Source organism: Geodermatophilus sp. SYSU D00698 (assembly GCF_054050335.1).
Genome location: NZ_JBJGZD010000005.1, coordinates 137,710 through 149,862, shown reverse-complemented (window position 1 = coordinate 149,862; position 12,153 = coordinate 137,710). Strand labels below are relative to the sequence as shown.

12 protein-coding genes and 1 pseudogene are annotated in these 12,153 nt (G+C 71.5%); 10 read left to right on the top strand and 3 right to left on the bottom strand.

Going from position 1 to position 12,153, the window contains the following annotated elements:
• Positions 1-8: 8 nt before the first annotated feature.
• From ACI8AB_RS06750 to ACI8AB_RS06740, 3 genes and pseudogenes are all read left to right on the top strand, one after another.
• A pseudogene (locus ACI8AB_RS06750) lies at positions 9-257 on the top strand (AAA family ATPase); the annotation flags it as partial.
• 42 nt (positions 258-299) lie between these two features.
• Positions 300-1,181 (top strand): AAA family ATPase, encoded by an 882-nt coding sequence (locus ACI8AB_RS06745; RefSeq protein ID WP_456949535.1) that lies wholly within the window; start codon positions 300-302, stop codon positions 1,179-1,181.
• Between the two features lie 83 nt (positions 1,182-1,264).
• Positions 1,265-2,125 carry a hypothetical protein gene (locus ACI8AB_RS06740; protein WP_456949464.1) on the top strand — a complete coding sequence of 287 codons (861 nt, stop codon included), beginning with the start codon at positions 1,265-1,267 and terminating at the stop codon, positions 2,123-2,125.
• A 210-nt stretch (positions 2,126-2,335) separates the two neighbouring features.
• Here the strand turns inward: ACI8AB_RS06740 and ACI8AB_RS06735 are convergent, their stop codons facing one another.
• Positions 2,336-3,604 carry a diguanylate cyclase domain-containing protein gene (locus ACI8AB_RS06735; RefSeq protein WP_456949463.1) on the bottom strand — a complete coding sequence of 423 codons (1,269 nt, stop codon included), beginning with the start codon at positions 3,602-3,604 and terminating at the stop codon, positions 2,336-2,338.
• A 237-nt stretch (positions 3,605-3,841) separates the two neighbouring features.
• Between ACI8AB_RS06735 and ACI8AB_RS06730 the strand changes: the two genes are divergently transcribed.
• Together ACI8AB_RS06730 and ACI8AB_RS06725 are read left to right on the top strand one after the other, a co-directional pair.
• Positions 3,842-5,386: an acyl-CoA synthetase gene (locus tag ACI8AB_RS06730; protein WP_456949462.1), complete on the top strand. Its 1,545-nt coding sequence runs from the start codon at positions 3,842-3,844 to the stop codon at positions 5,384-5,386.
• Between the two features lie 116 nt (positions 5,387-5,502).
• Entirely contained in the window at positions 5,503-6,126 is a 624-nt protein-coding gene (locus tag ACI8AB_RS06725; RefSeq protein WP_456949461.1) for a hypothetical protein, read from the top strand.
• Between the two features lie 6 nt (positions 6,127-6,132).
• On the opposite strand, the gene ACI8AB_RS06720 is transcribed toward ACI8AB_RS06725, so the two are convergent.
• A complete protein-coding gene (locus tag ACI8AB_RS06720; protein ID WP_456949460.1) occupies positions 6,133-6,879 on the bottom strand; it encodes an enoyl-CoA hydratase-related protein in 747 nt (248 codons plus the stop codon).
• A 124-nt stretch (positions 6,880-7,003) separates the two neighbouring features.
• On the opposite strand from ACI8AB_RS06720, the gene ACI8AB_RS06715 reads away from it, so the two are divergent.
• From ACI8AB_RS06715 to ACI8AB_RS06700, 4 genes are all read left to right on the top strand, one after another.
• Positions 7,004-8,044, top strand: a complete 1,041-nt coding sequence (locus tag ACI8AB_RS06715) for a hypothetical protein (protein ID WP_456949459.1) — start codon at positions 7,004-7,006, stop codon at positions 8,042-8,044.
• A gap of 39 nt (positions 8,045-8,083) precedes the next feature.
• Complete coding sequence (locus tag ACI8AB_RS06710) at positions 8,084-8,701, top strand: hypothetical protein (RefSeq protein ID WP_456949458.1); 618 nt, start codon at positions 8,084-8,086, stop codon at positions 8,699-8,701.
• 224 nt (positions 8,702-8,925) lie between these two features.
• Positions 8,926-9,597 (top strand): hypothetical protein, encoded by a 672-nt coding sequence (locus ACI8AB_RS06705; protein ID WP_456949457.1) that lies wholly within the window; start codon positions 8,926-8,928, stop codon positions 9,595-9,597.
• Positions 9,598-9,678: 81 nt separating this feature from the next.
• Positions 9,679-10,689 (top strand): hypothetical protein, encoded by a 1,011-nt coding sequence (locus ACI8AB_RS06700; protein WP_456949456.1) that lies wholly within the window; start codon positions 9,679-9,681, stop codon positions 10,687-10,689.
• On the opposite strand, the gene ACI8AB_RS06695 is transcribed toward ACI8AB_RS06700, so the two are convergent.
• Positions 10,686-11,255 (bottom strand): TIGR03086 family metal-binding protein, encoded by a 570-nt coding sequence (locus ACI8AB_RS06695; RefSeq protein ID WP_456949455.1) that lies wholly within the window; start codon positions 11,253-11,255, stop codon positions 10,686-10,688. The genes ACI8AB_RS06700 and ACI8AB_RS06695 overlap by 4 nt on opposite strands.
• A 118-nt stretch (positions 11,256-11,373) precedes the next feature.
• Between ACI8AB_RS06695 and ACI8AB_RS06690 the strand changes: the two genes are divergently transcribed.
• Positions 11,374-12,150 (top strand): DUF6308 family protein, encoded by a 777-nt coding sequence (locus tag ACI8AB_RS06690; protein WP_456949454.1) that lies wholly within the window; start codon positions 11,374-11,376, stop codon positions 12,148-12,150.
• The last annotated feature ends 3 nt before the right edge of the window (positions 12,151-12,153 follow it).

Sequence of the window (12,153 nt, the reverse complement as noted above, 5' to 3'; positions counted from 1 at the left end):
AGGACTTGATGGCATCGATACTCAGCGCACGCGTTGATGGACTCGCAGGCAGAAGAAAGCCCTTGACGATCAACTTCCAGCAAGACCTCAACGTAATCTGGGGTTTTAATGGATCAGGCAAGACTTCACTGCTAAAGATTCTTCATAGCGCACTAGTTAACGATGCCACTTCTCTGCTTCGCGTACCATTCGATTCGGCAGAGGTAGTTCTCTCATTAGGTCGCGGCAGAACAGGCAGTCGGCAAGTCAAGAGGCGTATATCTCGACGAGAACTAGAAGCGGCACGCCCGACCGTGGATGTGGACGACGACTCGGCTCGTCAATTCTACTTCACATTCCAAGGCGCTGTCGACGACAGCAAGAGCGCTATACGTTGGAACAGTTCGTCCGAGATAGATGGCGCGAGCAATATCCGCCATGGCTACCTACCGATTTCTCGCGTTAGCGAAGGCCGCGGTCGAGGTGGCCGGCGCCGGACAGCAAGTGAACTGATCGATGAGGCGGCCTTCGACCGCTTATTCGCGGAGCAAATTCAAGAAGTGTGGAGGTCCTATAGTCACCGTGCGCTGTTGCGCATTAGGGAAGCGCAGGATCAGGGACTGGCCGGAATTCTGCGGTCCGTTCTCCTAGGAGGCAACGCGCTACCACCGCGAGGACAGAAGAGAGAGACGGCCGAGGAAGCATACAAGCTTGTCCAGGAGTTTTTCGCCTCGCAGCGACTTGGCCGCATCCTGCAACTCTCGCTCGACGACTTCCGCGACAGCTATACCCAGAATCAGGTAGTCACCGACGTGGTAGCCGAGATTCGAGAAGTGCAGCGCGGCATCAAGTCAGCTCAGGAACCCCAGCGCAGAATAGAGTCCCTCCTGTCCGACCTCTATAGCGGAGGCAAGGTCGTTGCCCTGTCGGGCGAAGTGGGAATCACCCTCGACGGCGAGCCAATTCCTTTGGAATCGCTCTCCAGTGGAGAAAAGCAACTCTTGCAGCTGCTGCTGGAAACCCTTGCTGCGGACGCTAACCCTGTACTTATCGATGAGCCTGAACTATCCCTACATGTCGACTGGCAAAGTCGCCTCGTCGAGTGTTTGCAGACCGTAAACGAGAACGCCCAACTCATCATGGCGACCCACTCACCCGAGGTTATGGCGCGACTGGCAGATAGGTACGTCTACGAGATATGAGTTCAAAGCGACGCTTACACTACTCAATTGATGGATTTCTGCGGCGAGTCCGCATGAGTCAGCGGTACGCCATTTTTATAGTGGTGGAAGGCAAGAACTACGACCGCTACTTCACTCAACGGCTCTGCGACGGCAGTGCACGCTTGTCTCAAAGAGGCTTCGAGGTGAGGACGGTTGGCCAAGTCCTGGGCGACAACTCAGCCGGAGGGAAGACTTCTGCGCTGGCAATCTTCGACCACGCGAAGCGTTCTTCTAAACTGTCGCAGTCCAATGCTCGAGGCCGACGATCTGTCGCCTTCGTGCTCGATAGAGACGCGCAGCACATCACTGGTGGTCGCCGACGCTCACCGCACGTGATTTATACGGAATATGCAGACACGGAGGCGCAAGCTTTTCACACTAGTCACGAAGTGAACGCCTTGGCGAATTCCGCCTCGCTGGATGCGCGCAGCGCTGAGGTTGTCGTGCGGAACCTGGGGGACTGGAGGACCCAACTAGCGAACGATTGGCGCAGTTGGATCGAGCTTTGCTACGTGGCCGAAGCAACGCGCGCCCGATGCTGGGTCGGATTTTCTCATGATACAAGCAAGGTGCATACGGGGCGGTTTGCCAGGACGCCTAATCCCTCTGCACTCGCGGCCGCAGAGGTTGCGATCAAGCAAACAAGTGTGCTTAGCGCTGACGCTTTCGAGACTCTACGCAGTAAAATTCTGGCCAAAATTGATGCAGTGTACATGGCGGGGCAGCAGTCTTCCCTGCTTCGAGGGAAATGGCTGCCGCGCCAGCTTGCCCACCAGGTGTCCAGCATCCTTAGCAAGGGTTCGCACCCGTGGCATAGCGACGGCTTCCATGAATCGGTCACGAGGTGCTACATGGCTCACATCCAGGTCGGTCGAGCCAAGAACAAGCGGATGGTCAAGAAGCTGGAAGCGCTGACCGGATGACAATAGTTGCCGCTCATCTGGCGCGCTTTGTGATGGACAGAATCTTGGTCGGGGGGCGTCGACATCGGCGATTTCTCGCCTGAAAGAACTCCATTGCGCGGCACCTCCGAGGTTAGCTCCTTTTGGGGCCCAAGGCGCTCACAGCACAGCAAGTAAGGACGGATCCCGTGTTGGACGGAAGTGTCAGTTCGCGGGAGTCGGCCTTCTGGCCTACACGTCCTCAGCGCTGACTATGTGCAGGACGCCGCGGCCGCGCTCCTTGGCGCCGTACATCGCCCGGTCCGCCAGCGAGAGGACCTCGTCCAGCGTCGTCCCGGCCAAAGCCATCGCCAGCCCGATGGAGGCCGACACCCGCACGGTCCGCCGTCCCACCTCCACCTCGTCCACGAGCACGGCAGCCAGCCCGTGCCCGATGGCCTCCGCCGTCGACGCATCGACCCCGGGCAGAACCGCCACGAACTCGTTCCCGCCCAGCCGGCCGACCACCGCCCCCGGCAGCTCCCTCTCCACGTGCCGGCGCAGCCGGTCGGCAAGCCGGACGAGCAGCTGGTCCCCCACCGCGTGCCCGCCGCGGTCGTTGACCTCCTTGAACCGGTCGACGTCCACGAACAGCACCGCTCCCCCGACCGCCAGCGCCGCGCGGCCGGTGTCGAGCAGGTGGCTGCGGTTGGCCAGCCCGGTCAGCGGGTCCTGCCGCGCCGACCGCAGCAGCGCCTGCTTCCACCCGTCGGCCCTGGTCGCCACCGCGGTCAGCCGGTCCACCGTCTCCTGGAGCCGCGCGGCCTGCTCGGCATCGACCTCCGGAGCGAGCGCAGCCGTCGACGACGCCAGCGTGTCCAGCTCCGACTCAAGCGGCAGCCCGGCCGCCACCGTCTCCAGCGTCCGGCCCTGCGCGGCCAGCAGCTCGCCGTCCCACCGGTGCGCGGCCACCTGGCGCCGCAACGACAGCACGCTGCGCACCAGCCGCACCTGGTTCTCCAGCAGCGCCTGCTCGGCCAGCGAGAACGCGCGCGGCTCGTCGTCGAAGACGCCGAGCGAGCCGAGGACGAAGCCGTCCTCGTCGACCAGCGGCACCCCGAGGTAGGAGCGGATCGCGCCGGCCGCCACGGCCGGGTTGTCGCGGAACACCGGGTGGTCGAGCGCGTCGGTCACCTGCAGCGGCGCCCGCAGCGCCACCACGTACGCGCAGAACGACAGCTCGTCGGGCACGTGCGAGTACGGCACGCCCGCGCCCCGCTCGGCCGGGAAGCACTGCTCGTCCGGGCCGACCAGGTCGATGACCGCGATCGGCGCCTCCACCGTCCGCGCCATGTACGCGACGACGGCGTCGAGGTCGGACACCCCCGCGTGCCCTGGCAGCCGGTAGCTGGCGATCGCGGCCAGGCGAGCCGCCTCGGCGACGGCCGCCCGCGGATCGGGCAGCGGGACGCCGGCCGGCGCGAAGTCGGGCAGGCGGGGCGTCGGGACGGCGGCGGTCACACGCGGCGACCCTAGCGGCCGAGCGTTACCGACGGAACACGCTGCGCCACCGGGACACCCCTCGACGTCGAGGCGCCGAGCCGGCCCTCCTCGATGGTGGCCTCGAGCTCGGCGGGACCGCGCCTTCCCGCGGCGCGCGCCCGGCCCGTCCCGCGGCCCCAGGGCCATCCGCCTCTGTCGCCGCGGAACCCGTCGTCGCGACGCTCCGGGTCCCACCCGGATCGGGAGGTCGGCACCGTGTACGTCACCCAGGGTCTGCACCGCCACGTCCAGCAGCGCGCGGGAGAGATCGCCACCGTCTGCGCCGGCCGCACCCGCACCCACGCCGAGTCCGTCGACCGGATCGCCCGCCTGGCCGCCGCTCTCCAGCAGCTCGGGATCCGGGACGGCGAGCGCGCGGCCGTCCTGTCCCTGAACTCCGACCGCTACCACGAGTTCCTCGGCGCGACGCTGTGGGCCGGCGGCGTCGTCGTCCCGGTCAACATCCGGTGGAGCGTCCCCGAGATCGCCGACTCCCTCGCCGAGGTCGACGCCCGGGTCCTCATCGTCGACGACGTCTTCGCCGCGTACACCGAGCCCATCCGGGCGGCCCACCCGCGCCTGGAGCACGTCGTCCACGCGGGCGACGGCCCGACCCCCGACGGCATGCTCGCCTTCGAGGAGCTGGTGGAGGCGCACGAGCCGGTCGAGGACGTCCGCCGCGGGGGCGACGCCCTCGCCGGCGTCTTCTACACCGGCGGCACCACCGGCCGGTCCAAGGGCGTCATGCTCAGCCACGACAACCTGCTGACGTCGTCCATGGGCGGACTGGCCACCGACCACTTCCCGCCCGGCCGGGTGGGCCTGCACTCGGCGCCGATGTTCCACCTCGCCGCCTTCTCCAACTGGGTCGGCGCCGTCGTGGTCGGCGGGACGCAGGTGATGATCCCGGTGTTCGACCCGGTCGCGGTCATGACCGCCGTCCAGGAGCACGGCGTCACCGACGTGCTGCTGGTCCCCACGATGATCCAGCTCGTGGTCGACCACCCGCGGGTCGACGAGTTCGACCTGACCAGCGTCCGCCGGGTGATGTACGGCGCCTCCCCCATGTCCGACGCCCTGCTCGGCCGGACGATGAAGGCGCTGCCCAACGCCCGGTTCCTGCAGGCCTACGGCATGACCGAGGTCGCCCCGGTGGCCACCCTGCTCACGGCCGAGGACCACGAGGACCCGGCGCACCGGCGCTCGGTCGGGCGCGCCGCCCCGCACGCCGAGGTGCGCGTCGTCGGCCCCGACGACGTCGAGCTCCCCCGCCGGGAGGTCGGGGAGATCGTGGTCCGCGGCGGCCATGTGATGCTCGGCTACTGGGACCGGCCGGAGGAGACCGCCGAGGCGCTGCGCGGCGGCTGGATGCACACCGGCGACGCCGGCTGGATGGACGACGAGGGCTACCTGTACCTCACCGACCGCATCAAGGACATGATCATCTCCGGCGGGGAGAACGTGTACTCGGTCGAGGTGGAGAGCGTCCTCGCCCAGCACCCGGCGGTGGCCACCTGCGCGGTCATCGGCGTCCCCGACGCGACCTGGGGCGAGCGGGTGCACGCCGTCGTCGTCCCGGCGGCCGGCGCCACCGTCACCCTCGAGGAGCTGCGGGCCTTCTGCGCCGACCGGCTCGCCGGGTACAAGACGCCGCGGTCGATGGACGTCGTCGACGCCCTGCCGCTCTCCCCCGTCGGCAAGGTGCTCAAGCGCGAGTTGCGCCGGCCCTACTGGGCCGGGCAGGAACGCGCCGTCCACTGACGTGGACCGGCGCGGGGAGGCTGCCCGACGGCTGGGCCATTGCCTCGCGCACCGAGCGTCGACAGGCTGAGCCGTGACGCCGCAGGGGCGTCCCCGCAAGGTCAGGAGAGCGGCGCATGCACGCACGGTCCACGAGCATCCGCGGCAACACGGCCGGTATCGACGCCGCCATCGCCTACGTGCGCGACGACGTCCTGCCGATGGTCCAGAACACCGACGGCTGCGTCGGCCTCTCCATGCTCGCCGACCGCGCCAGCGGCCGCTGCATCGTCGCGACCGCCTGGAGGGACGAGCAGGCCATGCGCGCCACCGCCGCCGAGGACCGCACCGTCCAGCACCGCCTGCTGCACACCCTCGGCGGCGGGCACGCCGACGTCCGGGAGTGGGACATCGCGGTCCTCCACCGGGACCGTCCGGCCGGGGACGGCGCCGGCGCGCAGGTCACCTGGGCCCGCATCGCGCCGAACCACCTCGACGACCTGCTCGACGCCTACCGGCACAACCTGCTGCCCAAGCTGCAGGAGCTGCCCGGCTTCTGCAGCGTCAGCATGCTGGTCGACCGGCGCCTCGGCCGGACGGTCAGCGTCACCAGCTTCGAGGACCGCGACGCCGCGGGGCTGGTGCGCCGGCACGCCCGGTCCCTGCGCGAGCAGTTCGCGCAGGCCCTGGGCGCCAAGATCGTGGACGTCGCCGAGATGGACCTCGTCCTCGCCCACCTGCACGTCCCCGAGGCGGTGTGAGCGGTCTCAGTCCTTGGCGGACCGGCGCATCGACCACATCTGCGCCGGGCGCTCGAACTGGGTGGCGACCTCCCAGCTCACCGCACCGTTGACGACCTCCCTGCGGAAGTTGCCCACGGCCACGCGGGCGAGCTCCGGGTCGGCGGCGACGCGGCGGGCCAGCTCGAGGGCGCGGTCCTCGACGGCGGCGTCGTCCACCGACTCCCACGCCAGGCCCAGCTCCACGGCCTTCGTCCCGTTGATCTCCTCGCCGAACAGCACCATCGCCGCGGCGGCCTCGCGGCCGATCAGCCGGGACAGGATGACGAAGTGCCCGCCGCCGGGGTGCAGGCCGCGCTTGAGGAAGCCGGCCAGCAGCCGGGCGTCGTTCGCGACGATCCGCAGGTCGGCCGCCAGCAGCATGTTCATCCCGGCGCCGACGGCGGAGCCGCGGACGGCCGCGATCGTCGGCACCTTCACCTGGCCCAGCCGGTAGAAGGAGTCGTAGATGCGGCCCATGCCCTCGTAGGCGTCGGGCGCGGCCGGGTCCTTGCCGGCGTTCGTCAGCGTCGCGACGTCGCCGCCCGCGCAGAACGACTTCCCCACCGCCCGGACGACGAGCGCCCCGACCTCCGGCTTGGCGTCCACCTCGTCGAACACGTCGATCAGCTCGCCGGCCATCTGCGGCGTCAGCGCGTTGCGGCGGTCGGGCGCGTTGAGCGTCACCACCGCCACGCCGCCGTCGACCTCGAGCAGGACCTCGGCGTCAGCCACGAGCGCACCTCCGGATCGGGGCCCGCGGGCCCGGGGACCATCCGCAGGCATCAGACCACGACGCCGTGTTGCCGCCCTGCGCGGGCCGGTCCCACACTCGGCTCCCCACCTCCGGAGCTCTTACATGCCCGCCCGCCCCGCCGCCGTCCTCGCCGTTGTCGCGCTGTTGGCTGGGGGCTGCACCGGCGTCGAGGGCGACCCCAGCCCCGCGCCGACGACGTTCACCGAGCTCCTCGGCACCGCCGACCTCGACGCCGTCGCGCCCTCCGGCGTGGACGTCCTCGACCTGGCGGCCGGTCCGGACGGCGCGCTCGTCCTGCTCGCCGACAGCGCCGACCCGTCGGTCACCTACCTGGCGCCGGTCGGTGGGGACGGCGTCGGTGACGTGCAGCGGCTGGACGGCCCCGGCGAGCAGCTGTTCGTGGGGCCCGACGGCGCCGTCCTCGTCCTCGGCCCGGGCCGGCTGACCACCGTGGGCGTCGGCACCGTCGAGCTGGGCGTCGACGGGGACACCGCCGCCCTCTCCCCCGACGGCCGCCGTCTGTACGTCACCGGCGGGGGTCGGCTGGCCGCGCTCGACCCGGCCACCGGCGCGGTGCAGGCAACCGCCGACCTCGACCCCGGCCTCACGGTCAAGACCCTCGCCGCCGGACCCGACGGGCCGGTCGCGCTCATGAGCGACGCCCGCGCGCTCGACCTGGCCGACGTCGCCGTCCTGGGCACCTGGACCGAGGACCTGGGGCGGGCCGAGCTCGTCGAGCTGGCCTCCGACCGCCCGGCCAGCATCCCGTCCGCGCTGCGGCTGACCGACGACGGCGACGCGGTCGTCACGCTCACCGTCCACGGCGACGACCCGTTCCGCGTGACGGTCGTCGAGGACGGCGAGGTGACCGCCGCGCACCCCATCCCCGGCACCGACCGCGCCCCGGCCGACCTGGCCCTCTCCCCCGACGGGCGGGTCGCCTACCTGGCGGTGGCCGGGTTCGAGGTGGAGTCCGGCCTGGTCACGCTCGACCTGTCCAGCGGCGAGCAGCTCGCGGCCGGCCGGCTGTGCGAGGGGCAGGGCACCTTCGGCCGGGTGGCGCTCACCGACGACCGGCTGACCGTCATCGGCGCGTGCGTCGGAGGGGACAACTCGTCGACCACCGCGTTCGTGCTCGGGTAGCCGTTCGGGTGGGTTGTCCCCAGGGTGCGATCCGGAGCGGTGCTGTTCTGGTTATCGTCCGCGATCGTGCGGAACCCCGGCACCGGACGGACGAGCCTCATCGCAGTGGTCGTCGGCGCGGCGCTGCTGCTGCCCGCCTGCTCAGCTGCTGACGACGAGGCGCCGAGCACGAGCCTGCCGACGACGTCGGCGCCCGCGACCACCACCGAGGCGCTGCCCGTGGTGGGTCCAGCCGACTTCCCCGTACCGCCCGAGGCCCGCACCCAGGACGCCGCCGGCGCCGAGGCCTTCCTCCGCTACTGGATCGACCTGCTCAACCGGCAGCGCGCCATCCCGGCCGGGCAGCCACTGCGGGACCTCGGTCCCGAGTGCGACGAGTGCTGGCGCATCGCCAACAACTACGACGAGGCGGCCGCTGCAGGGAACCGGTACGTCGGCGGGGAGGTGACCATCACCGCCGTGGCTCAGCCCGCATTCGACGGCCCAATTGCGCAGTACTCCTTCAGCGCACGACGAGAGCCCGTCTCATTGGTTGACAGTTCGGGCGCAGTCCTTGAGGCGCAGTCCGATCCGGCGCCGCGGCTCTCTTCGGGTCTCTACCTGGAGTGGGACGAGAGCGCCCGCTCGTGGCGCGTCACGTCCTTCCAACTCGGGTGAGACGTCCTCTGGCGGTCATCACCGCAGTCCTTGCGTTGGTCGCGTGGATGACAGCCTCGGTCGGGTCATCAGCCTTGGCTTGTTCATTCGACGACTGCGGCTCGACCGGTGTGGCTGACGGAGCGGCCTCTGTCGAGTACTCCGGCGGAGCGGTCAACCAATTGGTGAGCGGTGGTGGGGCCGCTGCCGTGGACTACGTCTGGCGACTGATCCAGCCTTGCGCCTTGACTGACGAGCGCGAGGGCGCCTGCACGGCCATCGACTTCCAGGACTGCCCCGCCGAACCAGGGCAAGTCGTCCGCTATCTCTCCGTCCAACAGCGCCCCGTCGTGCGTCCGGACGGCACAGCAGTCATCCCGGTGACTCCCGGCTTCGGGCCTGGCGATCTGCTCGGCGCGTGGGAGACGCTCCGCACGGCGTGCATCGACATCACCGCGCTCAACCCGCCGCCGTCGCCGGAGGAGGTGTTCACCTACTTCCAGCGGCTGCCGCTGCCGCAGCTGACCACCTCGCACGCGCCGCCGGGACGCGGCCTGGCCGGGCTGCCGGTCGTCTTCTGGACCGACGCCCCGACCACCCAGACCTTCACCGTCGACGTCCGCGGTTACGCCGTCGTCATCGTCGCCGAGGCGCAGCGCTACACCTGGCGCACCGGCGACCCCGCCGCGCCCACGCTCACCACGACCGTCCCCGGCGGCGCCTATCCCGAGCAGGCCACCGAGCACCTCTACCGCTCGGGCACGTACACCGCGTCGCTCACCGTCACCTGGGGCGCCACGTTCACCGTCGACGGCAGCGCGCCGGCCGACGTCCCCGGCACCACCACGACCGACGGCCCGCCGGTGACGTTCGACGTCGTCGAGGCCGCCGCCGTCCTCACGAACCCCTACGACTGACCAGCTCACAGGCCCGCTCGTGCGCCAGGCCGCGCCACGACTCCTTGTCGGCGTCCTCACGTCGAGAACACACTCGCCGGCATGCGCCCCAGCCCCGGGCTCGTGCTCGCCGCTCTCCTGCTGACCGGCTGTGGCGGGGCGATCGCGGGCACGGCGATCCCGGGGCCGACGACGGTGTCCCTGGCCGACGTCGCGGGCGCGGACGCCGAGGTGCTCGACGTGGCCGCCACCGCCGACGGCCGGTCGGTCGCGCTGCTGGCGCCGCCCGGCGGCCCGCTCACCCTGGCCGACGTCGCCGCCGACGGCACCGTCACCGCCGTCCCGCTCCGCGGCCTCGACTCCGAGCGGCCCGGCCTCACCCGCATCGCCGCGGACGGCGAGGGCGTGGTGGTCGTCGGGTTCGCCGCCGGGCGCGTCGCCCTCGTCGAGGCGGACCTGCGGCGCGTCGACGCGCCGGAGCCGGTCGGCACGCTCGGGGCCGCCGACGTCTCGGCGCTCGACGCCGTCGTTCTGGACGGCGTGCTGCTCCTCGCGCTCAGCGGCATCGACGGCGCGCACCGGCTGGTCGCCGTCGACCCCGAGAGCGGCGTCGTCCGCGACGAGGTCGCGCTGCCCGGCACGCCGCGTGACCTGCACGTCTCGGGGGACGGCATGGTCGTCGTCGCCACGGACACCGGGCGCAGCGCCTCCGTCGTGATCGTCGACGCTGCGCTGCAGATGATCGGCGAGGTGCCGACCGGCCCGGGTGCCGCCGGCCCGCTGACCGTCGTCGACGGCGACGTGTACGCGACCGTCGGCGGGTCCGGCGACGTCTCGATCACCCGCGGCTCCGAGGTGTTGGCCACCGTGCCCGGTGACCTGCCGGCGCTGGTGACGGTCGACGGGGACAGGGCCACGCTCGTCGACACCGTGGCCGACGGCGAGGTGCCGCGGGTGCTGCAGCGCAGCGTCGACCTGGCGGCGGGCGAGGTGGTCGCCGAGGTGGAGCTGTGCGACGCGGGCGCGGTCGACGGATCCGACGTCGACGGGTCCGGCCGCGCCTCGGTGGTCAGCGACTGCCGCGGCGAGCCGGTGCTCTGGCGGTTCGGCTAGGCCGGTGGCTTCCAGCTCGGGTCGCGGCCGGTGACGCCGAGCAGCCGGTCGAGCGCGGGGGCGTCGGCGGGCACCGGCACGACCGGGCCGTACAGGTCCGGCGGGCGGTCGTCGCCGAAGGACTCGGCGAACGCGCGGCAGGTGTCGGCGTCCGCGTCGGCGACCTCGTAGCGCTGGCCGGTCGCGGCGGCGAGGTCCCAGCCGTGGACGACGACCTCGTCGAGCGCGACGACGGCCGCCACCTCCCCCGGCATGTCCACCCCGCCGGCCGCCGTCATGCCCTCGTGCGCCGCGGGGTCGCGCCAGGCCGCGGCCAGCGCGTCGAGCTGCGCGGGAACGAAGGTGCGCCAGTCGGCGGGCAGGTGTGCGGGGTCGGTGGAGGCGGTGCCGTCGACGGGCGTCTTCTCCGCGGCCATGCGGAAGGCGTAGGCGAGCCCGGCGAGGTGGCCGAGCAGCCCGGCGACGGTCGTCCCGTCGCACGGGGTGGGGGCGGTGAGCTGGTCGTCGCGGATCCCGGCCACGACCCCCGCCGTGGCGGCCGCTGCGGGTCCCAGGTCGATCGTCATGCCAGGGCAGACCGCCGCCGTCCCCGGGAATGAGCGGCGCGCCGGGGTACGACCGACTCCCCGGCGCGCGTCCTCCCGCTTCGGCCGCGCCGAGCCCCCAACGGAGTTCAATGGGCCCGTGTCGGTCGGACCGGACGCGGCTGCCCTCGTGCTCCCGAGCGCGGGGCCCGACCCGATCCCGCTGGCCACCGCACTGGCCGCCGTCCTGGGGTACGCGCGCGGCCGCCGTCCGCTGTTCTTCCGCTCCCCCAGCGTGCCGCAGGGCCGGTGGGTGCAGGTGCTCGCCTACGCCTTCGACCGCTTCGACGGTCAGCCGCCCGCGACCGGCGACGGCCCCACCGACCGCGACGTCCTGCTCGCCGAGGGCCTGCACGGCCGGCTCGACCCGGCGGGGTGGCGGGAGGTGCGCGGCCGGCTCGACGACGTCTGGCCGGACTACGCCGCGGCGCTCGCGCGCGCGGCCGGGCGACCGCTGTGGGAGCTGCCCGCCGACGAGTTCTCGGTGCTGATGGAGCCGGGCACGGTCGGGGCGTCGCTGCGGTCGGTGGCGGAGGGGCCGGGGGCGCGGCACGTCGTCGCCGCGCTGCACCACCGCTCCCCCGCGCTGGTGCCGTTGACCGACGGGCACACCCGCCGCCAGCTGTGGGGACACCTGCGCGAGGGCGACAGCGGGGCCGCGGCGATCGTCCACCGCGAGCTCACCGCCAACGCCGGCGCGTTCGCCGCACTGGAGGCGGCGACGGCGCGGCTGCTCGGCCGCCCGCTCGGCCGGGTGCGGCTGCACGACGTCCTGCTGTGGCTGTCCGGATCGCTGCGGATGACCCACGCGGTCGCCGTCGGCCGGGCGATCGCCGCCGACTCCGAGCAGGGCCTGGAGGCGCTGCTGCCGGCGTGACCC

What these genes read in the sequence shown, in the direction of transcription:
- ACI8AB_RS06715 (WP_456949459.1), top strand. Translation starts at nt 7,004, where the DNA reads ATGCCCGCCCGCCCCGCCGCCGTCCTCGCCGTTGTCGCGCTGTTGGCT.
- ACI8AB_RS06725 (WP_456949461.1), top strand. Translation starts at nt 5,503, where the DNA reads ATGCACGCACGGTCCACGAGCATCCGCGGCAACACGGCCGGTATCGAC.
- ACI8AB_RS06700 (WP_456949456.1), top strand. Translation starts at nt 9,679, where the DNA reads ATGCGCCCCAGCCCCGGGCTCGTGCTCGCCGCTCTCCTGCTGACCGGC.
- ACI8AB_RS06695 (WP_456949455.1), bottom strand. Translation starts at nt 11,255, where the DNA reads ATGACGATCGACCTGGGACCCGCAGCGGCCGCCACGGCGGGGGTCGTG.